We start from the raw sequence: 21,851 nt of genomic DNA, 5'->3' as shown, positions 1-21,851 counted from the left end.
GCATGAAGCCTTATAATTCGCGAAAGCATTTCACCCGGATACAGACATTATGAATCAGGACGAACTCAAGCAGGCGGTTGGTCAGGCCGCGGTTGATCACATTAAGCCCCACCTCGACGAAGACAGCATTGTAGGCGTTGGTACTGGCTCGACAGCCAACTGTTTTATCGACGCACTCGCCGCCGTAAAACACCTGTTCGACGGTGCAGTTGCAAGCTCCGAAGCATCGGCTGAGCGCCTGAAAAGTCATGGTATCCCGGTGTACGACCTGAACAGCGTCGATGGCATGGATTTCTATATTGATGGTGCTGACGAAATTAACGAGCACCTTGAGATGATCAAGGGCGGCGGTGCTGCTCTGACCCGCGAAAAGATCGTTGCGGCAGTCGCAAAGAAATTTATCTGTGTTGCGGACGAGAGCAAAATGGTAGGCATGATGGGCACGTTTCCATTGCCTGTAGAAGTCATACCGATGGCCCGTTCACACGTTGCACGTGAGTTGGTGAAACTGGGTGGTGACCCGGTCTGGCGTGAGGGAGTGGTCACGGATAACGGCGGCCAGATCCTTGATGTTCATAATCTGAAGATTCAATCACCGATGCAACTTGAGTCCGACATCAATCAGATCACCGGCGTCATTACCAACGGCCTGTTTGCGCAGCGTGGCGCGGACGTTCTGCTCCTCGGTACTCAGGACGGCGTTAAAACCCTGAAAGCCTGATACGCCGCTATGAGTGAGCGCAGGGAATCAGATCAACAAGCGCCGGCTCTGATCCGCCGAGGCTGGTTTCAGGGCATAGTGATTGCCCTGCTGCTAACGAGCACCGCGATAGTGGCGCTCTATCTCTCGATCGTTCCACTGCTGAACAACTGGCTTCCCCCTCTTCTGGATCGACTGGTGGCTCCAGGCAGCCACCTTCAGATACGCAGCCTGACGCGCCAGCAATTCGCGGTCGATGAGCTGGAAATTCAACCGGCGCCCGGCGTCCTTATTCAGATTCGTAACGCCGAACTGAATTACCACGGTACTGGCTTACTGCAAGGGAAAGCAGACAGCCTGATCGCAGAAACCCTCAGAATTCATGTTACTGCCGGCGATGACGCCCCTTCGCAGTCCTCATCAGCACTGCCCCCCGGTATCGATGTTGATCTGCCCTTGGTCACCGAGCTAATGGACCTCCCGGTTGATGACATCAGGGTAGAGTCGCTGGAAATAGACACACCGGATATTTCCGCCCGTCTGACTGGCTCGTTACAACCGGAACACTGGGGGATCTCCGGAGACCTGAGGCTGCCGCACATTCAGGAAGCTGTTGCCATCAACCTGCAGTTGCAGCGTAACGAAGAAGGCAACGCGGAGTTACTTGCGATGTTGTCTCAACAGGAGAGCCTACTGGCGCAACTCTGGACCGGCCTGACCCAGACAGAGGATACCAGTGACGCCCGCATCAGGCTGGAGGCAGACCTCAGCAAAATTCAGAACAGCCTGCCACAGATGGCCGATCTTCCGCTCAAAGGTCAGCAGGTATTAATCGAAGGAAAGCTGAACAGCCCCGCTCAGGCCCGCTGGCCAGAAGACCTGATCGCCGACCTGACCGCCACACTGACCACGCGCAAGTCAGTGATCAGCGAAAACATGTCGGTACAGCCCGCCGGGGTAGCTTTTTCCGTCAGACGCTCGGCAACAGATGACGACTGGAATGCCTTGCTGGCAGCCCAGCCAATTGCAGCCTCAATCAGAACGAGCACTGACGGTCAGATGAGCAACTGGAAAGCCACCACGCCGGGGCAGGCGCTGACCGCCACATGTACTCCCGGCGCCGATAGCTGCAGACTGCGAGGCTCACTCTCGGCACAGCTATCCGGACTATCAACGACACGGATCACGCTGGAACCTGAAGGTGTCTGGACCGCAGCGGGGGCTTCCTTCATCACACTGCCAGTCTCGGTCAGTTATCAACAGCCGGCACAGCAGGAGTTACCAGAATGGAAAATGACAGGTAACGGGCGTTTCAATGCAGAAATCAGCGACACAGGACAATGGTCGATTGCTTCGGACGATGGGCTGGTTCTCAATACCGAGATTGCTCCCTGGCAGGGCTGGGCTGTATCACCACTGACTGTTTCTGTATTGCAGAACCTGATGGTCAAAGGCAGTCTTGATGACAACCGGCATGTACAGGCGAGAGACCTGCGCCTGAAAATAGCGCCTTTCACAGCGACATCGAAAGAACAGGATGCCCGCCTGCGTTTTGCGCCGTCACATCTTGGCTGCGACCCGGGCGATATCGACCTTCAGGACCTTGCAAACGGTCTGCTGGGTAACTGCACGCTCTCTGCGCGTCTCAATGATTCTGACTGGGGCCTGTGGCCAATACCGGACATCAGCCTCAGCGGCCCGGTTACCATCACGATGGACGACATCCGTGAACGAGTAGATGCGTCACTTGATCTCACCGCTGCGAACGGAGAAATTCATTTCCGCACCCGGGCTGAGCACGACCTCCTGTCCGGCAACGGTTCTCTGCAATGGCACCTGACCGATGCGAGCCTCGACTGGATGGCGCTCGGCCTTGCAGACATGGCCAACCTGACCAGCGTTCAGCTTCTCAATGGCCACCTGTCAGGACAAGGCTGGCTGGACTGGCAAAGCAGCGAAAATGGATTCGAGCTGACTCCCGATATGATGCTCAGAGCTGATGGCGTCGGCCTGATTTACGACAACAGCATTACCCTCGAAGAATGGAATGCCATGCTTGCCCTGCGCCGCCCGCAACAGGGCGAATACCAACTGGATGCGCAGTTGTCTGGCAGCAAGCTCGACAGCGGTATTCCATTGACCAATCTGCTTGCCCGGACGCAGACACGCTTCCCGGAGGATTTCAGCTATTTCGAAGTGGATGTATACGAAATCCACACCGACTTATTGGGTGGTCGAATCTATGCGCCTGAAATTCACTACGACAGCCGCAAAGACGTAAACGCTTTCGGTATTCGTCTTGATCATCTGCAGCTCAGTCAGATTGCCGCTATCGAGAAAGAAGCCGGTATCAAAGCCACCGGTTTGCTGGATGGCATGTTGCCTATTGTTCTGACCAAAGAGGGTCCTATGGTACCGGGAGGCAATCTATTCGCCCGGGACCCGGGTGGTACCATCAAGTATCAGGATGAAAGTGCCGACGCCCTCGCTCAGGCAGACCAGAGCGTCGGTATGGCCATGGAGTTGTTACAGAACTTTCAATACGACGAGCTACAGTCAGGTGTGCGCTATCAACCGGATGGACAGTTAAACCTGTCACTCCAGTTTGAAGGCAAAAACCCCGATTTCTTCGATGGGCAGAAGACCCACCTTAACGTCAATCTGGACTACAACCTGCTCGATCTTCTCGAAAGCCTTCGGATTGCCAATGACGTGATCGAAAAGGTCGAACAGAAGTACAAATAAAAACGCCCGGGCAGCAAAGCTGACCGGGCGTTTCTGAGCGAGTAAGGACTTATTTGCCCTTACGCATCGAATCAAAGAACTCGTCGTTGGTCTTGGTCTGACGCAGTTTATCGAGCAGGAATTCAATGCCCTGTACATCTTCCATTTCAGCCAGCAGGCGACGCAGAATCCACAGACGCTGCAGATCAGCTTCGTTGAACAGCATATCTTCACGACGGGTGCCTGAACGACGGATGTTGATCGCAGGGTAGATACGCTTCTCGGCGATCTTACGGTCGAGGTGCAGTTCCTGGTTACCGGTACCTTTAAATTCTTCGAAGATAACTTCGTCCATTTTAGAACCAGTATCAACCAGCGCAGTCGCGATGATGGTTAGAGAACCGCCTTCTTCGATGTTACGTGCCGCACCGAAGAAACGCTTTGGTTTCTCGAGGGCGTTAGCATCGACACCACCGGTCAGTACCTTACCTGAGGAAGGGATAACGGTGTTGTAAGCGCGGGCCAGACGGGTGATAGAGTCAAGCAGAATGACCACGTCGCGTTTGTGTTCAACCAGACGCTTGGCTTTTTCGATGACCATTTCAGCAACCTGCACGTGACGGGCTGGCGGCTCATCAAAGGTCGACGCCACAACTTCACCGCGTACAGAACGCTTCATTTCTGTTACTTCTTCCGGACGTTCGTCGATCAGCAGGACGATCAGCTCACACTCCGGGTTGTTGCGGGTAATAGACTGCGCGATGGTCTGCAGCAGCATGGTTTTACCAGCTTTCGGTGGCGCAACGATCAAGCCACGCTGACCTTTACCGATTGGGGCAACCAGATCCAGTACACGGGAAGACAGGTCTTCAGTAGAGCCGTTACCAGCTTCCAGAATCAGGCGTTCATTCGGGAACAGCGGCGTCAGGTTTTCAAACAGTACTTTATTTTTCGCGTTTTCTGGCTTGTCGTCGTTAATCTCATTAACTTTCAACAGCGCGAAGTAACGCTCGTTGTCCTTCGGAGGACGAATTTTACCGGCGATTTTATCGCCCTTGCGCAGGTTAAAACGGCGGATCTGGCTTGGGGAGACATAAATGTCATCGGGTCCGGCCAGGTATGAGCTGTTCGCACTGCGTAAGAAACCAAAGCCATCCTGCAGAATCTCCAGCACACCATCACCGTAGATGTCTTCACCACTTTTAGCGTGGGTTTTCAGAATGGCGAAGATGATGTCCTGTTTACGGGTACGGCTGACGTGCTCAATACCCATATCGCCGGCAATTTTCAGCAATTCGGGGACTGATTTGAGTTTCAGGTCTGAGAGATTCATAGGTATAGGTATATACGGTTAGGTTATTTGAATTAGATAGATGCTGGATCTGAAGAAAACCTGGCAGAGTCGCCATGGAGGGCAGCCTTGATCGGGGCTTTGGCCCGCTTTCAATGTTGCGGAGTCAATATAGACAGATATAGGGGGGTTGTCCAGCACTGCGGGGACATTTGTCCCCATTTGCAGTGCGGAATACAGCTGACAGGGAGATCAGATCGCCTGTTCGATGAACGCAGCCAGTTCAGACTTGCTCATTGCACCGATCTTGGTCGCTTCAGCGTTGCCGTTCTTGAACAGAATCAGAGTCGGGATGCTGCGGATACCAAACTTAGGCGCAGTGGCTTCGTTTTCATCAATGTTCAGCTTGGCAATTTTCAGCTTACCTGCGTAGTCATCGGCGATTTCTTCCAGAACCGGCGCGATCATTTTGCAAGGGCCACACCACTCCGCCCAGAAGTCCACCAGTACAGGAACGTCTGAACCCAGCACGTCAGCGTCAAATGAATCGTCGGTTACGGTGATAATGTTATCGCTCATGAAATTCCCCTGCAGAAAAGTGCAATCAGTTAGAAAGGGTTATTGTACGCCACATTGATGCGGAATCAATTGGATTATTCGACTGGACGCCAGAGACGCTGGAAGGCATATTCATCATAAGGTTATTGGAAACAGATAGATATGTCAGAGCAGTATTCCGCAGAGGTCGAATCCAGCCGTATTGCCGCGGTCGACCTCGGATCGAACAGTTTTCACATGATGATCGCAGAAGAATTTCAGGGTGAAATACGTACTCTGGAAAAACGCGGTGAAAAAGTTCAGCTGGCCGCTGGCCTGGACAATCAGAACTATCTCAGCGAGGAAGCCATCCAGCGCGGCGTCGATTGCCTCGCTCAGTTTGGTCAGCGCCTTCAGGGTATGGACCCGGACAGAATCGTGGTATTCGCCACCAACGCACTGCGCGCTGCCCGTAACCGTCGTGAGTTTATTGATCGCGCTGAGGAAGTGCTGGGCTACCCCGTCGAGGTCATCGCTGGCCGTGAAGAAGCCCGCCTCATTTATCTCGGAGTTGCACACACTCAGGCAGACGATGGTGGTCAGCGTCTGGTGGTCGACATTGGCGGCGGCAGTACCGAATTTATTATCGGTGAACGTTTCGAAGCGAAAGCCCTGGAAAGCCTGCACATGGGCTGTGTGTCTTTCACCAAACGCTTCTTTGCTGATGGAAAGATCACCCGCAAACAGTTTAAAAAAGCGGTGTCGGCTGCTCAGCAGGAACTGCTGAATATTAAGGCCCAGTACAAAAAGCTGGGCTGGAAAAGTGAAATCGGTTCTTCGGGCACTATCCGCGCTGTCGAACAAGCCATCATCAGTAATGGTTGGGGCAATGAAGGTATCACCCCAGACGGCCTTGAGAAATTAGTCGATCACTGCCTGGATTACGAAACCGTTGATGACGTCGACATTGAAGGCGTGAAACCCGACCGTCGTCAGGTATTTATTGGTGGTCTGGCGATTCTCACTGCCGTATTTCAGACGCTGGATATCAAGCACATGCGCTATTCAGATGGCGCATTGCGCGAGGGCGCACTCTGGGATCTGGTCGGCCGCTCAGAACATGAAGATGTACGTAGCCGCTCTATCGCCTCCATGCAGGAGCGCTTTTATGTCGACACCGCACAGGCTGACCGCGTTGAAGCGACAGCGCTTGCTCTGTTCAATCAGATACGCAAAGACATTGGCGCACGCAAAGAGCTCGCCCAGTGGTTGAGCTGGGCTGCCCGCGTTCATGAAATCGGCCTGAGCATCGCCCACAGTGGTTTCCACAAACACGGCGCTTATCTGTTGCAACATTCCGATATGCTGGGCTTTACCCGTCAGGGGCAGATGTTACTGGCCCTGCTGGTTCGTAATCACCGACGCAAAATCCACCCGGAAGAACTCGAATTACTGCCCGCCCGACAGCAAACCATCGCACTCTGGTTGATACGTATTCTGCGCGTGGCCATCGTGCTTAATCACAGCCGCGAGGCCTACGACGTACCTCTGCCTGAGGCAAGCATCGACAAGGATACTCTGCTGCTGAAGCTCCCCGAAGGCTGGCAGGATAGCTTCCCGCTGACGTCTCAGGATATGGAAGAGGAAGTTGAATTGCAGAAAGCTGCCGGATTGGTGCTCTCACTGGTTTGAATCACAAGCCCGGAAAACGAAAGACCGGAAACGAGAGTCCAAAAAGCAAAAAACGGGGCATTGCCCCGTTTTTTATTTGCCTGCGTTCCTGATCAATTTGCGCTTGGCGTTCCACTGCTGGCAGCCAGTTTATCAAGCAACCAGCTTTGTGCAGAAATGATCTCATCATCTGGGCCCGGTTGCGCCCGGACATAAGAGCCGTCCGTTTGCAGAATCCAGGCCTGGGTGTTGTCCTTCACATAGATCTCGAGCTCTTCTTTCATCCGCTCTTTGATTTTGTTGGTTTCCACCGGGAACGCGGTTTCAACACGACGCAGCAGGTTACGCTCCATCAGGTCGGCACTGCCTGCATAAATTTCATCGTTTCCACCATTAAGGAAGTAATACACGCGAGTATGTTCCAGGAAACGACCAATAATTGAGCGGACCTCGATATTCTCTGAGACTCCGGGAATACCAGGGCGCAGGCTGCACATACCACGAATAATCAATTCGACTTTAACCCCCGACTGAGACGCACGATACAGCGCACGAATCACTTTAGGTTCGGTCAGGCCGTTGGCTTTCATGCGGATTAATGCAGGCTTTCCGGCATCCGCATGTTCACGCTCGCGGTCAATCAGCTGAATTAAACGTTTATGGAGAGTGAAAGGCGCATGAAACAACTTTTTCACCCGCATGACTTCACCCATGCCGGTTAATTGCTGGAAGACTTTATGAACATCTTCGCAGATTGAATCATCGCAGGTCATAAAGCTGTAGTCGGTATACGCCCGCGCGTTCCCTGCGTGATAATTGCCCGTGCCCAGATGTACATAGCGGCGATACTGGTTCCCTTCTTTACGCACAATCAACATCATTTTGGCGTGGGTTTTATACCCGACCACACCGTAAACGACGACGGCTCCCGCCTCCTGAAGGCGGTTCGCCAGATAGAGGTTTTCTTCTTCATCAAAACGCGCGCGCAGCTCAATCACCACCGTAACTTCTTTGCCGTTACGGGCAGCATCTACCAATGCATTAACAATTTCTGATTTAGCACCGGTGCGATACAACGTCTGTTTGATCGACTTAACACTAGGGTCTTTCGCAGCTTCGCGTAACAGGTCGACCACGGGCGTGAAGGACTCAAACGGATGCAGTAACAGAGTATCCTTCGCGCGGATGCTCTCGAAAATACTCTTTTTAAAATTAACGTTTTTCGGCAGACCCGGCGTAAATGGCGGGTAACGAAGATCCGGACGATTAATCTGATCAATCACTTCAATCAGGCGACCAAGGTTCACCGGACCGTTCACTTTAAATAAGTCAGACTCATCAAGGTTGAACTGACGCAGCAGAAAGCTGATCAGTTCGTCAGGGCAGTTGTCGGCGACTTCTAAGCGCATTTCTTCACCGAAATTACGCGAGTGCAGTTCGTCCTCAAGTGCCGAGGCGAGGTCTGATGTTTCTTCGTGGTCAATATCCAGGTCGGCGTTGCGCGTTACACGGAACTGGTAACAGCCCTTCACCGTCATGCCCGGGAAGAGTTCATCGGCGTATTCGTGAATAATCGATGACAGGAAAACAAAGTGATCTCCGCCCTCCTGCACCAGCTCATCCGGTAAGCGCAAAGTGCGCGGTAATGAACGCGGCGCAGGAATGATCGCCAGACCCGTCTGGCGGCCGAACGCATCTTTGCCATCGAGCGCGACAATAAAGTTCAGGCTTTTATTCACCAATCGTGGAAACGGGTGCGAGGGGTCCAGACCGATCGGGCTGATCAATGGCTGGATATTGTCGTCGAAATAATCACGTATCCAGATCCGCTGCTCGTCGTTCCATTCAGCACGACGCAAAAAGTGAATATTCTGCTCTTTCAATTGCGGCAACAAAGTGTCGTTCAGTATTTCGTACTGACGCTCTACGGTAGTACTGCAGAGAGAGTAGATTTCATCCAGCACCTGAGCCGGATGCAGGCCATCAATGCCCGACAGCTCACGATTAAATGTCAGCTGATGCACCAGGTCGGCGACTCGCACTTCAAAAAATTCATCGAGGTTTTTGCTGAAAATACACAGGAAGAACAGACGGTCGAGTAGCGGGTGTGCTTCGTCGAGCGCCTGTTCCAGTACGCGGATATTAAACTGCAGATGGCTGAGTTCACGATTGATGTAAAACTCACTGCTGTTGAGATCTATATCCTGTACGTCCGTCATGGATAGCTCCGGCGGCTGTTCTGCTTTGGTCTGTGTATTTTCAGCGATTGTCATCAGGGTACCTAAAAATCCTGCTTTAAGGATAGCGCCTGATCAGACGTCCCCTAATTCAGCAAACTGTTTCGCGAAGTAGGTCAGGATTCCATCTGCCCCAGCGCGTTTAATGCACATCAGTGATTCCATCATGACGGCGTTGTCGTCCAGCCACCCTTGCTGTGCCGCGGCCTTATGCATGGCGTATTCGCCACTGACCTGATACACAAAGGTAGGTACTTTAAATTCGTCTTTCACCCGGCGGACAATATCGAGGTATGGCATGCCAGGTTTCACCATTACCATGTCGGCTCCCTCGGCCAGATCAAGCGCCACTTCATGCAGTGCCTCATCCGTATTTGCAGGGTCCATCTGGTAGTTTTTCTTGTCGGCTTTGCCCAGATTACCGGCAGAACCCACCGCGTCCCGGAACGGCCCATAGTAGGCAGACGCGTATTTTGCGGAGTACGCCATGATGCGCGTATTCACAAAGTTTTCCTGCTCCAGTGCCGCACGGACTTCACCAATACGACCGTCCATCATGTCCGACGGAGCAACCACATCCGCACCGGCTTCCGCATGAGACAGTGCCTGACGTACCAGGGTATCTACGGTGCGGTCATTCAGCACATAGCCTTCCGCATCGATAATTCCGTCCTGGCCGTGTGTCGTGAACGGGTCGAGCGCTACATCGGTAATCACACCCATCTCTGGCACGGCATCTTTGATGGCACGAACCGCACGCTGCGCCAGACCGTTCGGGTTGAACGCCTCTTCGGCCAGTTCAGACTTGGCATCTGCCGGCGTCACCGGAAACAACGCCACCGCAGGGATACCCAGTTTATAAAGGTGTTTAACCTCTTCAATCAGCAGATCAATCGACAGGCGATCTACACCCGGCATTGATGCCACTTGCTCACGCTCCTGATGCCCTTCCAGTACAAACATGGGGTAGATCAGGTTGTCGACACTGAGCTGGGTTTCGCGCATCAGTCGTCGGGAGAAATCATCCCGGCGCATACGGCGCATACGGGTTTCCGGGAAAAAGCGTTGAGCATCGTTAAAAGCCATGAGATTTACTCCTGAGCCGGCGGGGAATTTTCAGATCGATTGTAACCCGCCCGAAGCACCTTTGGCGCCCGGAAATCACAGGGTTGCAGAGTATCGGTCCGATATATGACATTTTTATGACAAGACAAGGTTGTTACCGCAATGCCTGGTGTTGTTCGTCGTCAGACAAAGAAAAAAGCCGCTCATTGAGCGGCTTTTTATGGGTACTTTGCATAAGTACTTATTGAGAAGCGGTCATTACGCCAGTACCAGATCGGTACCAATTGCGTTCTTCAGCTTCTTCATCGCGTTTTTCTCTAGCTGGCGGATACGCTCAGCAGATACTTTGTACATATCAGCCAGTTCGTGAAGCGTCGCTTTCTCTTCGCTCAACCAACGCTGCTGCAGGATGGTACGGCTACGATCATCAAGATCCGCCATTGCGTCTGCCAGACGGCCATTCGCATCCTGTTCGTAGTTATCGGCTTCGACCAGCTGAGCCGGGTCCTGACTGTGGTCTTCGAGGTAATAAGCCGGCGCCTTGTACGCGCTTTCGTCATCGTCGTCCGCACCTGCATCAAATGCAGCATCGTGCGCATTCAGACGGCCTTCCATCTCAAATACCGTTTTGGTCTCAACACCCAGATCTTCTGCAATCGCAGTTGCTTCGTCCTGAGACAACCAGCCCAGTTTTTTCTTCTGGCTGCGCAGGTTGAAGAACAGCTTGCGCTGCGCCTTGGTGGTCGCAACTTTGACGATGCGCCAGTTGCGCAGAATAAACTCGTGAATCTCTGCTTTGATCCAGTGCACAGCAAAGGACACCAGACGTACGCCCACCTCAGGGTTAAAACGTTTTACCGCCTTCATCAGGCCGACGTTGCCTTCCTGAATCAGGTCGCCCTGGTTCAGGCCGTAACCCGAGTAGCTACGTGCAATATGTACCACGAAGCGCATGTGCGACATCACCAGATGACGCGCTGCTTCCAGGTCTTCTTGATAATGAAAACGCTCTGCCAGATCTTTCTCTTCTTCTGGCGTAAGCACAGGAATAGCATTAACAGTCGAAATGTAGGCTTCCAGGTTAGCACCCGGAGACATCGCGTATACTGCTTGCAAACCGTTGTTCATCTCTCACTCCTGAAGGAATTCTGTTGCTCAATCAGCAACTTACAGTGACCTGATTACACTTGTGAGTCATGTTTTCAAACGCGTGATAATCAAAGTCGAGCGCTAAGTTTAGCACCACTATATAGGACCGCAAATGGCTGGATAAGTTCCTTTCAATGCCATTCACCGTTCTTTATACGATCATAATAGCGCCATTACTCTTACTATTGTGTCGATAGAATGTCGGTAAACGTAAAGCTCACGGAAGGCTCACGTAATACGGAGGTATCAGGGCTCAATCCGGTGCAGATGCCTCACCACAGACCACCAGGCGCCCAGCCAGCCGAGCAGCATAGCGCCCAGCAACAGCACCAGTGCAGCGCCTGCAGAAAGAGGCAGCAAGCGATACTCGGAGCCATAGAGTGCAGCGAGATCTTCTACAGGCCCGCTCACCAGAGCCCAACCGATTGCCAGCAGTATCCACGATACCAGGCCACCGACCATGCCAAACCAGAGGCCGGTATACAGAAACGGCCTGCGAACCCAGGCATTCGTCGCCCCCACCAGTTTGGTCACACGAATCTCATCAACCCGCGCTGCAATCGACAGACGAATGGTATTTCCGACCACCAGCAGGATACCGAGTGCGAGTAAGGCGCCCATCACCCAGACAATCCGCTCACTCAAAGCCAGCAGTGCATGCAGGCGATCAAGCCAGGCGGTGTCCAGCTCCACACTATCAACGCGGGATTCGCTCCGTAGCGTATCAGCCAGTGCAATCACGTCCTGCTGCGGCAGGGCCAGCTCAGGTTCCACCACGATCACGCCCGGCAAAGGATTCTCGGGCAGCAGGTCCAGAGCTTCGCCCAATCCTGAGCTGGCACGGAACTCCGCAAGGGCCTCATCCGCGCTGATAAAACGTACATCAGCGACACCGTCCATGCTTTCAATCCTGCTCAACATCTGTTGAGCCTGATCATTCTGAACCGCGGTTTTCAGATAAACGCTCATGCTGCCTGACGCCTGGAAGCGATTACTCAGCTGACTGAGGTTATCCAGCGTCATCCACATGGCGCCGGGCAGAGTCAGTGAAATCGCGATCACCAGCCAGGTCATGATGCTGCCCAGCGGTTTCGTCAGCAATCGCATCAGGGTTTCAACAGCCACCAGCTGGTGTTGCTGAGCCCAGCCATTAAGGCGGTCCTTAATACTGATCTTGTGTGTTGAAGCACCCGCCTGAGGTTTGCGCGGAGCATTCGCAGTCTGGCGTTTCGGAGAATCAGGTGCGGACATGGTCACCCCGCTCAAAACCAGCGCGCGGACCGCTGTCGTGAAGAGTGCCGCTGTCGTGAAGAGTGCCGTGATCGAGAATCAGGCGCCGGTGGCCCATGCGTTCAATCAGGGCGATATCGTGCGTGGCAATCAACACGGTGACACCCACCTGTTGAAAACGCAGAAAGAGCTTCATGATTTCTTCAGAAAGCTCGGGGTCGAGGTTACCGGTTGGTTCATCTGCCAACAGAAGCTGGGGTTTATTCACAACAGCACGAGCAATACCAACCCGCTGCTGTTCACCACCGGATAGCTCAATCGGGTTGCGACGCTCAAAGCCGAGCAGCCCTACCGAATCAAGGGCGGCACGAACCCGGCGTGCGGCTTCGGCAGGTTGATAACCCGCAATAAGAAGAGGCATGGCAACGTTATCGTAGACAGTGCGATCGAACAGTAGCTGGTGATTCTGAAACACCACGCCCACCTTACGACGCAGAAAAGGCACCTGAGAGCTTTTCATGGTGTTGACGCAATCACCGTCAACGAACACCTGTCCTTTTGATGGACGCTCCATCTGCAGCATCAGTTTGAGCAAGGTACTTTTACCGGCGCCACTGTGCCCGGTAAGAAAGGCGAACTCACCGCGTGCCAGTTCGAAACTGACCTTGCTCAGAGCTTCTTTACCGCCGGGGTAGCTTTTACTGACCCCATCGAAGCGTACCATTGGCATAGAAAAATCCGTCAGTCGTCGCTGATCCGGAACAGCGCCCGGGTAAAGTCATCCGCATTAAACGGACGCAGGTCTTCGATTTTCTCACCGACACCGATGTAACGCACCGGCAGGCCAAACTGTTTCGCCAGTGCGAAGATGATGCCGCCTTTTGCCGTACCATCGAGCTTGGTCAGCGTCAGGCCGGTGACGCCCACCGACTGCAGGAAGGTCTTAGTCTGGTTAATCGCGTTCTGGCCGGTACCCGCATCCAGAACCAGCATCACTTCATGCGGTGCGGTGTCGTCGATCTTTTTCATAACACGAACGACTTTCTCCAGCTCCTGCATCAGGTTGTCTTTGTTATGCAGACGACCGGCCGTATCGGCAATCAGGATATCGACCCCCCTGGACGTCGCTGCCTGCACGGCATCAAACAGCACAGACGCCGAGTCCGCGCCGGTATGCTGTGCGACAACGGGCACATTATTGCGCTCACCCCAAACCTGAAGCTGCTCTACTGCAGCGGCACGGAAGGTGTCGCCCGCCGCCAGCATGACGCTCTTGCCGCGCGCCTGAAACTGCTTCGCAAGCTTACCGATAGTGGTTGTTTTCCCCACACCATTGATACCGACCATCAGAATGACGTATGGCTTTTTGCTGCTGTCGATCACCAGTGGCTTCTGCGACACCGCGAGCATGTCCTGAAGTTCTTCGATCAGAGCCTCGTACAATGCGTCTGAATCACGCAACTCTTTACGACCCACACGCTTGGTAAGACGGTCGATAATTTCGGTCGTCGCTTCGACACCTACGTCGGCCATGATGAGCTGGGTTTCCAGGTCTTCCATCATGTCGTCGTCGATTTCTTTTTTGCCCAGCAGCAGAGTCGAGAGGCCATCGGTCAGGTTAGAGCGTGTCTTACTCAGGCCAGCCGCCATGCGTCCGAAGAATCCTTTCTTCTCGTCTTTGGCTTTTTCAGGCACCGGTACCATTACGTCCGGGTCGACTATTTCTTCTGGCTCGGCTGCAAGATCATCAGCAGCAATCTGCGATGCTGCAACGTCTGCTTTGATCTCAGGCTCTGATGGCTCTTCTTTTGCCGGAGTAGCCTCTGTCACTGGCTCTGGAACGGGCTCCGCAGCCTTCTGAAGGATCTCCTCAGTTTCACTGACGGGAGCATCCGATTGAACCAGCGCCGCTTCCGGTACCAGATTGGCGGCCTCGGAAGCTTCCGCTACATCATTCGTTTCTTCTACCTGTTGGGGTGCCTGCTGGTCTGCAGGCTGAGCATTCTCAGGGCTTTTCTTCTTACGTTTAAAAAAATCAAACATCGGCGTCTCTGAATCTGATCAGTCAGGATGGGCGCATGTGCGCTGATGGGGTGCTATCCTAACACTATGAGTTGTTTACAGGGAGTTCTCCTTAGATGTTCCATGGATTAAGCCGTCGCACCCTGAATGCTCTTATCATCGGCTGCCTCCTTATCATCACGGTCATCAATCTGAGTTTTACCACCAGTGAAGACTCCCCCCTCGAACCTTTAGACGCCCCGCCGCTGGCAGATACCGGCTGGCACCTGTGGCGTAGCAATAAAGGTGTGCCTGTGTACTGGCAGGCCACGGCATCATCCAGTCTGCAGATATCCATTACCGGCGAAGATCACTACGCATTCAGAACTCAGGTTCCCGCGAGTGAGTGGGCGTCTCATCTCGCAACCCAAATCACCCCAATAGCAGCACCACGTCCTGCGGGACTCGCTCTGCAAGGCCCGCTGACCGACGTCGAAATGCAGCAGGCTGCTTCGTTTATTATTCAGAAACTTTCTCTGACAACGCCCGACACTCCTGAAAAAGAAACCTCTGCCTGCCAGCAAGCGTATCCGGCAGGCGCGTTATGGTGGAACCGGGAGCGCGGCGCAGGCGTAGCACAACCCGCCGCATCGGGGAGCAAACCTGCCCCAAGCAGAGAGGTATGGGCAAGTTTCCGGGAGAACGAAATTAAACGTCTGCGCCGCGAGTGGCTGAACCCGGTTTCGGCCATCGACATTGCTGCAGAACTTGCCTACCATCAGCGGTCTGAGGAGTATTTTCTCCAGCTGTATCAGGCACTTGCCGTATCGCAACGCACTGAACCAGAAGCGTTTGCGCAGTGTCTTACAGAAGCGAATTCATCTGCACCACGGAGCTCTGAGTGAGCCGACAATCTCATCACCAATTACGCATTATCGGTGGCCAGTGGCGTTCTCGCCGACTGCGCTTTCCCGCAATTGATGGCCTGCGCCCTACCATGGACCGTGTTCGCGAGACCGTGTTTAACTGGCTGCAGTCTGATATTGAGGGGGCTCGGGTACTCGACGCGTTTGCTGGCAGTGGAGCGCTTGGGTTTGAAGCGCTTTCCAGAGGCGCCAAAGAAGTTATCTTCCTTGAAAAGCATGCAAAGGCTGCGTTTCAGCTGAAAGATAATCTCAAGCAGCTTGAAGCCCGCAATGCTCAGGTCTGGGCCGGGGATGCCCTGATGTGGCTTGAGCAGAACCCAGAGCCCTACGATCTGGTGTTTCTCGATCCACCGTTCGGCAAAGATCTGCTACAACCTGCATTAAACAAACTGACGCTGTTACCGGGCGCTCTGGTGTATATCGAACACGAAGCCAGCCTCGAGCCTGAATTTCCTGCTCACTGGGAAGAACTGAAGAACAAGGGCACGAAAGAATTCGTGTTCCGCCTGTTTGAGGTCGGCGAGACGGCCTGACTCCCACTCAGGGTAAAGTGATGATCGCCTCTGCACCGCCGCCAGCGGCATTCTGCAGGTCCAGAGTCGCTGGCTTCGCCGGTGTAGAATGGTGAGCGACAATCAGTTCGGTGAAATACAGTCCCATGCCTGTTCCGCCTTCTTTGTCGCTGTCGCCGTTACCGTCAAGAACATCATCCGGGTATCCCGGACCGTCGTCGCTGACGCGCACCAGGAGTCCGGGGCCTTGCTCCTGCGCCGACACAGAGATGGTCTTCGCGCCCGCCTGAGCACTGTTGTTCAGCAGATTCGTTAACGCCATCTGCATCAGTGAATCGTTGTAGTACCCCTGACAGTCAGGATCGATTTCAACACGCACTTCAACATCCGGCCAGTGCACCTGAAAACACTCAATCGCGTGTTTTACGGTATCTGCCGGCCAGGCATCATCTGCCGGAAAATTGCCACGCTCCTGCAACCGGTATAGCGTCACCAGCTGCATCGCATCCTGATGAACCCGGCGACTGCGGGCAAATACGGGATAGAGCTTATCCCGATATTCTTCTGGCATATCCCTCATGGCCTTTTCACCCTCCAGCAACACAGAGTGCAGCTGATTCTTAAGGTCATGAATGATCGCACCGGCAAGATCTTTCAGGTTCATACTCTCCCCTCCCCTAAAGGCCCGCCGATCGACGTAGCCGCTCACAGGTTTCTTTCAACCTCTGGTAGCGATCATGCCTTTCATCAAAATGGCCAACACTGCCTATACGGCGAAGTAAACGGTAACAATCTTTGAGCTGACCAACATCCAACTCTTCGTTTTCGATGTAACTGACTTTTGCCTGAATCGCGTTGAGAAGCACACTGATACCAGCTTCCTCAAAACGGGTAGCCTGGTCGAAAGCCGCAATCGCGTCTTTGAGCTCGCCACGTTCGTAGTGAGAAACACCTTTCTCGTTCAGTTCAGCTGATTTCTCACGCGCATTGATGTTCGACAAACGCTCTTCGATAGCGCCCAAGCGTTGCAGTAACTTATTGGCAACTCCCTGATCTTTCATGGTCTGAACCATGTTGACGGCTTTTTCAGACTGGCCGGTATCGATATACACCTCTGTCATCGTCAGTTGCTGTTCGCCTGTGGGCTCTTTTATGCGTGCCAGTACGCCTTCGGCTTTATCGGCACTACTACGGGCTTTGTTATCATCTTCAATTGCTTTATAAGTTCTGCTTTCTGCAATCGTCGCATCAAAGACTACCCCCATATTGCCGGAGAACTCCTGCTTCATCTCATCAAGAGCACGCAATGCTTTGTTACACAGTAAACGATTTTCTTTGGTCTGCTCGGCATCAAGATTATGCTGCGCAGCCTCGACGAACTGTTGATATGTCGAAGAGCTTTTGTAGCAGGAATAACGCGCCAGTCTCATGGCCTGCTCGAAGGCGTCCTGAGCAACGGTGTAGCTCTCATTGGTCAGCGCCAGCTGGCCTAACTCAAGCTGCCGTAACACGGCCCGAGGAGAGATCTTTACCGCTGCCTCAAGCTCCCGCTGGGCTTCTTCGCCCTTGCCCAGACCTACGAGAATTTTCGCCAACCAGTCATGACACTGAACATACAAGGGGTGATCGAGAAGAGTTGCCCGAATCAGGGATACGGCCTGATCAGTGTCGCCGAGAAAATGGAAGCACACTGCCTGACCGAGCCGAGCCCAGGACGCCGGGCGACTTTCCAGAACCCGGGTGTAGGCTTCAAGCGCATCCTCATAGCGCTCCTGCTTCAGGCACAACTTACCCTGCAACCGGGAAACGGGCAGTAACAGGCGAGGGTGCTCGACCCTGATCTGATCTGCAATTTCTATCGCCCAGTCGATCTGGCCCTGATCAATGGCCCGGTTCATTGGCAACAGAATTGTCTTAAGGAGACTCAGGCGATAAAGCCTTTCGCGAAGAATGCTGAGAGTGAATGGCTTAGTGACGTAGGCGTCCGGATCGTATTCAAGTGCCCCCATGACCCGATCTACCGCATTCTCGCCCGTAATCATGACGAAAGAGGCCGTCGCGCGCAGGCGGTTGGTATAACGGGCTTCTTCTAGTATCTGCTGGCCATCTTTGCCTTTACCAAGGTTGTAGTCGGATAATACGAGATCAAAGTCGTGTTCCATGATGTATTCGACGGCCTCGCGTCCGTCGGTGGCGCTATATACGTCATCAGCACCCAGAACCGTCAGCATACTTTTCAGTGCGCTGCGCGCCTCGACCAGGTCGTCAACGATAAGAATTTTCTGTCCCTGCAGGTTAAAGCTCGCTTCCGTCATAACGATGACAATCCCGACTGCTACTCATTAATTATCTGGCTTCAGTTTCCCTATATCCTGCAGGGATCATTTGAGTTTAGCAGAGCCTCAGAAAGTGACCGCCAATGGCGTAGGTTGTACACTTTGCGCACTCTGGTGAAGGTGGTGAATGTGAATAGTCTGATTGGTTACCTGATGATCGGCGCGATCAAGCTTATGGGGCTTGTCTCGCTGCCGACGGCTCAACGTATTGGCCGCCTGCTCGGCAAGCGACTGGCATCGAAGCGCACCCGCTCCCGCGAGGTTGCCCGTGTTAATCTGGCAATGTGCTTTGCTGATAAAAGCGAGGATTACCGCGAAACCCTGCTCTACGACACGCTGATTCAGAACGGCATGACCGGTGGAGAGATGGGGCCTATGTGGGGCTACTCACATGAAAAGCTGCTGACAATGGTCCGGAAGGTCCACAATCAGGAACTGTTAGAGCAGAAGCTTGCCGATGATCGTGGCCTGTTATTTATGTCTCCGCACCTTGGCAACTGGGAGATCGTCAGTGCCTGGCTGGCCACCTTAACGTCGGCGACTATTATGTATCGGCCCGCAAAGGTTAAGAATTTCAGCGATTGGATGGTCTCCCGCCGGGAGGCCGTCGGTGCAGAACTGGTGCCCACGACGGGTGGCGGCGTTAAGGCCTTATTCGCCACTCTTAATGCTGGGAAAGTCGTTGGCTTTCTGCCAGACCAGGAGCCCAAGCGCGAACGGGGGGTGTTCGCACCTTTTATGGGCGTTGAAACCCTGACACCGACACTTCCTCACCAGATGATCCGCGAAACCGGCTGCCAGGTGATTTATGCGTTCGGCGAACGTCTACCCAATGCTGAAGGCTTCGACATTCACCTGTTCGACGCGTTACCCGAGCAATTTGATCCAGACCCAGTAATATCGGCAACGGCAATGAATCAGTCTATCGAGAACTGTGTACGCCTGTGCCCTGCGCAGTATCAGTGGACGTACAAACGCTTTAAACGCCGTCCGAACGACGGAATAAACCCCTATAAAATTGCGAAAGTGCCCTGATACTCAGAGCAGGCTACGGACAAGCAGAAAGATAATGACGTAGAAAAATGACAGGGCCGCTATAAAACAGCGGCCCTGTTTGTTCCAGGCGTGCGTTAATTCAGTTGCGATCCAGGGAGCGGGAAACATAGTAGTCAACGCTGGTATAGCGGCCACCGCCGGTAAACAGCAAGGTCAGCAACATCACAAAATAGGTCGCAGCGAATTCGATACCGTTGTTAAGTACAACGAGGGAACCGCGCCCGGTGAGCCAGCTGTAATTTCCATGCTCCTGCAGGATTCCTTTGGCTCGTTCAAGACGTTCCGCCGATTCCAGAACACGCTCATTGGCCAGCCACGAACTACTGTCTGCAATGGCAAGCCAGCCATATTCCAGATGCACCGTCAGGGCCGCGACGACCATGGTCGCCATCAGCGGGATACTGACCAGCCGCACTGCAATACCGGGGATCAGCAGTGCGCCGCCCACCAGCTCGGTGCCTGCTGCCAGCACAACCATCAGCTCAGGGAATGGCAACCCAAGGCCCCAGTCAGCGTTACCAAACCATGCCACTGTACTGTCGAACGACTGAAATTTCGTCCAACCAGCCTGCATCATCACTGGCGCCAGATAAAGCCGAAGCAACAGAGGTGCAAGACCATCGAGATGCAGGATCCGCTGAAGTACAGCGTTATAGTGTTGAGTCATTGTTCTGAGCATAGGTCAGCCTTTTTCTGCCAGAGGACTCTTATTTAGAGCCGCCGCATTTGCCTTCGCCGCATTTGCCTTCAGATTCAGACTTAGCACCGCCACACTTGCCTTCGCCGCACTTACCTTCGGCTTCAGACTTAGCACCGCATTTGCCTTCACCGCACTTGCCTTCACCGCACTTGCCTTCAGATTCAGACTTAGCACCGCATTTGCCTTCGCCACACTTACCTTCAGTAGATTTTTCTGCGTGATGGCCCGCAACCTGATAACCAGATTCCAGCGACTGTGATGCAAATGGATTTTCAGCAGCACTGACTGTGGCCGAAGCGGCACCAAGAAGCATTGCAGCAGATAAAGTTGTCATGGTCTTTTTCATTGTGAGTTCTCTCTGATTAATAAATTTGCAGCGGATCTGCCGCACATAGAGTAAGTCGCACCTGCTGGCACTTTTCTTACAGGAACCGAAATTATTTTTTACCGGGTGCAGGCCCGGCGTCTTTTTCTTCCTGAATCAAGGTTCTAAGCGAGCCCAGCTGGCGACCAAATTCGCGGCAGCCTGAGCACATCGCGGTGTGCACTTTCAGGTTCATTTTTTCGGGGAAGGTTAACGTGCGGTCCTGCCCTTCGGATAATAAACGGGTAGCTTGCTCACAGCTCAGCATAGTCAGGCCTCCCTCTCGAACCAATGATCAGATAAACATGCCCGCAACTTCAGACGTGCACGGTGTAGAAGAACGTGAAGGTTACTCGTCGACAGTTCAAGCGAGGCGCAGATTTCTGCGGAATCCAGTTCAATAAATTCACGCATCATAAACACCCTTGCCTGCTCTGCGGGCAGTGCCTCAAGGCAGGTATCAAACACCTGCCAGAACTGAGTGCTATCGGCCAGTTCATGCGTGTCACCCCAGCGTCTGGGGGTCGCTCCCGCCTGCCAATGCCCACGTCCATCAAAGAGTTCGTCGTCGTCCGTGCTGCATTCCTTACAGGCTTCGCGCACCGGCTCCCGGTATTGCCCTCGCAGCACATCCGCAATTTTTCTTCGCAGAATAGAGAAAACCCAGGTTTTCAGAGTCGATTGTCTGGAAAAAGAAGAGGCATTTTTCAACGCACCGGCCAGAGCTTCCTGTACCGCATCCTCGGCCAGATGCTCATCATCGAGCTGCAGTCGCGCAAAACTGAGCATCTGCTTGCGCAGACTTTCTATATCTTCGTCACGAAAGGTCACGTGCAACTGGTTTTCTGCTGCCATTGCTGAGATCCTAGAAGTAGTCGTATATGACTATACTAAAAGATCGCAATAAAAGTTCGCGAAAGAGATTCGCCCTGACAACCTATGCTAGCGACCGACCGCAAACATCAACTATCCCGAACATCACCCGCGCTGGTGATGATGCTGCTTGTGCTGATGTTGCAGAACCTCGCGCCTTTCAATGAAGTGACGGATGTCTTTGCTGCCGATCCCAACGCCTCAGACATTGCCCATCATGATGCCGCCCACCATAGCGATCATGATCATCAGGATCACACAGCAGAAGACGCTTGCCCGGAAACCGGCCACGCAGGTTGTCACAGCCACCAGCACACAACTCCTACCACACTGCCTCAGCGCTGGTCGGTACCACAACTAAGTAGTGTGATTATTAAACAGACCGGCCCTTTTGTCCGGCCACCGCACTCTCCCGTCACTGGGATCTACCGCCCTCCGATTGCCTGAATAGCTGAACGATGACGCCACTCGTTGCCGGG

The 21,851-nt window shown here is 53.5% G+C and carries 21 protein-coding genes; 7 read left to right on the top strand and 14 right to left on the bottom strand.

Annotation, left to right across the window (positions count from 1 at the left end):
• Window positions 1-49 precede the first annotated feature (49 nt).
• Window positions 50-721: a ribose-5-phosphate isomerase RpiA gene (gene rpiA / locus BW941_RS04700; RefSeq protein WP_076514486.1), complete on the top strand. Its 672-nt coding sequence runs from the start codon at window positions 50-52 to the stop codon at window positions 719-721.
• A 9-nt stretch (window positions 722-730) separates the two neighbouring features.
• Complete coding sequence (locus tag BW941_RS04695) at window positions 731-3,445, top strand: intermembrane phospholipid transport YdbH family protein (protein ID WP_076514485.1); 2,715 nt, start codon at window positions 731-733, stop codon at window positions 3,443-3,445.
• 49 nt (window positions 3,446-3,494) lie between these two features.
• On the opposite strand, the gene rho is transcribed toward BW941_RS04695, so the two are convergent.
• Entirely contained in the window at window positions 3,495-4,757 is a 1,263-nt protein-coding gene (rho, locus tag BW941_RS04690) for a transcription termination factor Rho (protein WP_068436005.1), read from the bottom strand.
• Window positions 4,758-4,967: 210 nt separating this feature from the next.
• Window positions 4,968-5,294 carry a thioredoxin TrxA gene (gene trxA, locus BW941_RS04685; RefSeq protein ID WP_068436003.1) on the bottom strand — a complete coding sequence of 109 codons (327 nt, stop codon included), beginning with the start codon at window positions 5,292-5,294 and terminating at the stop codon, window positions 4,968-4,970.
• 141 nt (window positions 5,295-5,435) lie between these two features.
• Between trxA and ppx the strand changes: the two genes are divergently transcribed.
• Window positions 5,436-6,944, top strand: coding sequence for an exopolyphosphatase (gene ppx, locus BW941_RS04680; protein WP_076514484.1), 1,509 nt, complete (start codon window positions 5,436-5,438; stop codon window positions 6,942-6,944).
• A gap of 92 nt (window positions 6,945-7,036) precedes the next feature.
• Here ppx and ppk1 read toward each other — a convergent pair whose 3' ends face one another.
• The 6 genes from ppk1 to ftsY all read right to left on the bottom strand — a co-directional run bounded on the left by ppk1 (window position 7,037) and on the right by ftsY (window position 14,647).
• Entirely contained in the window at window positions 7,037-9,196 is a 2,160-nt protein-coding gene (gene ppk1, locus BW941_RS04675) for a polyphosphate kinase 1 (RefSeq protein WP_076514483.1), read from the bottom strand.
• A gap of 39 nt (window positions 9,197-9,235) precedes the next feature.
• On the bottom strand, window positions 9,236-10,246 hold the full coding sequence (hemB, locus tag BW941_RS04670) for a porphobilinogen synthase (protein ID WP_068435997.1): 1,011 nt from the start codon (window positions 10,244-10,246) through the stop codon (window positions 9,236-9,238).
• Between the two features lie 237 nt (window positions 10,247-10,483).
• Window positions 10,484-11,353, bottom strand: coding sequence for an RNA polymerase sigma factor RpoH (rpoH, locus tag BW941_RS04665; RefSeq protein WP_068435996.1), 870 nt, complete (start codon window positions 11,351-11,353; stop codon window positions 10,484-10,486).
• A gap of 267 nt (window positions 11,354-11,620) precedes the next feature.
• A complete protein-coding gene (gene ftsX / locus BW941_RS04660; protein ID WP_084188629.1) occupies window positions 11,621-12,625 on the bottom strand; it encodes a permease-like cell division protein FtsX in 1,005 nt (334 codons plus the stop codon).
• Complete coding sequence (ftsE, locus tag BW941_RS04655) at window positions 12,612-13,328, bottom strand: cell division ATP-binding protein FtsE (protein WP_076514564.1); 717 nt, start codon at window positions 13,326-13,328, stop codon at window positions 12,612-12,614. The genes ftsX and ftsE overlap by 14 nt, the downstream gene beginning before the upstream one ends.
• Window positions 13,329-13,345: 17 nt before the next feature.
• Complete coding sequence (gene ftsY / locus BW941_RS04650; RefSeq protein ID WP_076514482.1) at window positions 13,346-14,647, bottom strand: signal recognition particle-docking protein FtsY; 1,302 nt, start codon at window positions 14,645-14,647, stop codon at window positions 13,346-13,348.
• Between the two features lie 95 nt (window positions 14,648-14,742).
• Between ftsY and BW941_RS04645 the strand changes: the two genes are divergently transcribed.
• Together BW941_RS04645 and rsmD are read left to right on the top strand one after the other, a co-directional pair.
• Window positions 14,743-15,510, top strand: a complete 768-nt coding sequence (locus BW941_RS04645) for a hypothetical protein (RefSeq protein WP_076514481.1) — start codon at window positions 14,743-14,745, stop codon at window positions 15,508-15,510.
• Complete coding sequence (gene rsmD / locus BW941_RS04640) at window positions 15,507-16,064, top strand: 16S rRNA (guanine(966)-N(2))-methyltransferase RsmD (protein ID WP_076514480.1); 558 nt, start codon at window positions 15,507-15,509, stop codon at window positions 16,062-16,064. Before BW941_RS04645 ends, rsmD begins: the two co-directional genes overlap by 4 nt.
• A 7-nt stretch (window positions 16,065-16,071) precedes the next feature.
• On the opposite strand, the gene BW941_RS04635 is transcribed toward rsmD, so the two are convergent.
• Both BW941_RS04635 and BW941_RS04630 read right to left on the bottom strand, forming a co-directional pair.
• Window positions 16,072-16,707 carry a sensor histidine kinase gene (locus BW941_RS04635; protein ID WP_076514479.1) on the bottom strand — a complete coding sequence of 212 codons (636 nt, stop codon included), beginning with the start codon at window positions 16,705-16,707 and terminating at the stop codon, window positions 16,072-16,074.
• Between the two features lie 13 nt (window positions 16,708-16,720).
• Complete coding sequence (locus BW941_RS04630; protein ID WP_076514478.1) at window positions 16,721-18,358, bottom strand: response regulator; 1,638 nt, start codon at window positions 18,356-18,358, stop codon at window positions 16,721-16,723.
• Between the two features lie 150 nt (window positions 18,359-18,508).
• On the opposite strand from BW941_RS04630, the gene BW941_RS04625 reads away from it, so the two are divergent.
• Window positions 18,509-19,414: a lysophospholipid acyltransferase family protein gene (locus BW941_RS04625; RefSeq protein WP_139325742.1), complete on the top strand. Its 906-nt coding sequence runs from the start codon at window positions 18,509-18,511 to the stop codon at window positions 19,412-19,414.
• 100 nt (window positions 19,415-19,514) lie between these two features.
• Here the strand turns inward: BW941_RS04625 and BW941_RS04620 are convergent, their stop codons facing one another.
• The 4 genes from BW941_RS04620 to BW941_RS04605 form a co-directional block, all read right to left on the bottom strand.
• Window positions 19,515-20,114, bottom strand: a complete 600-nt coding sequence (locus tag BW941_RS04620; protein ID WP_076514477.1) for an HvfX family Cu-binding RiPP maturation protein — start codon at window positions 20,112-20,114, stop codon at window positions 19,515-19,517.
• A gap of 28 nt (window positions 20,115-20,142) precedes the next feature.
• Complete coding sequence (locus tag BW941_RS04615; protein ID WP_245820040.1) at window positions 20,143-20,469, bottom strand: HvfA family oxazolone/thioamide-modified RiPP metallophore; 327 nt, start codon at window positions 20,467-20,469, stop codon at window positions 20,143-20,145.
• A gap of 103 nt (window positions 20,470-20,572) precedes the next feature.
• The gene (locus tag BW941_RS04610; protein WP_076514475.1) at window positions 20,573-20,767 is read right to left on the bottom strand and encodes a zf-HC2 domain-containing protein; all 195 of its coding nucleotides are present in this window, start codon (window positions 20,765-20,767) and stop codon (window positions 20,573-20,575) included.
• A gap of 2 nt (window positions 20,768-20,769) precedes the next feature.
• The gene (locus BW941_RS04605) at window positions 20,770-21,354 is read right to left on the bottom strand and encodes a sigma-70 family RNA polymerase sigma factor (RefSeq protein WP_076514474.1); all 585 of its coding nucleotides are present in this window, start codon (window positions 21,352-21,354) and stop codon (window positions 20,770-20,772) included.
• 84 nt (window positions 21,355-21,438) lie between these two features.
• Between BW941_RS04605 and BW941_RS04600 the strand changes: the two genes are divergently transcribed.
• Window positions 21,439-21,819 carry a hypothetical protein gene (locus tag BW941_RS04600; RefSeq protein WP_139325741.1) on the top strand — a complete coding sequence of 127 codons (381 nt, stop codon included), beginning with the start codon at window positions 21,439-21,441 and terminating at the stop codon, window positions 21,817-21,819.
• Window positions 21,820-21,851: the final 32 nt, after the last annotated feature.

The sequence above is a fragment of the Thalassolituus maritimus genome (genome assembly GCF_900156675.1).
Lineage (GTDB): Bacteria > Pseudomonadota > Gammaproteobacteria > Pseudomonadales > Oceanobacteraceae > Thalassolituus > Thalassolituus maritimus.
Note: the sequence above shows the minus strand (reverse complement) of the source record. Positions and strands in the feature narration are given on the sequence as shown.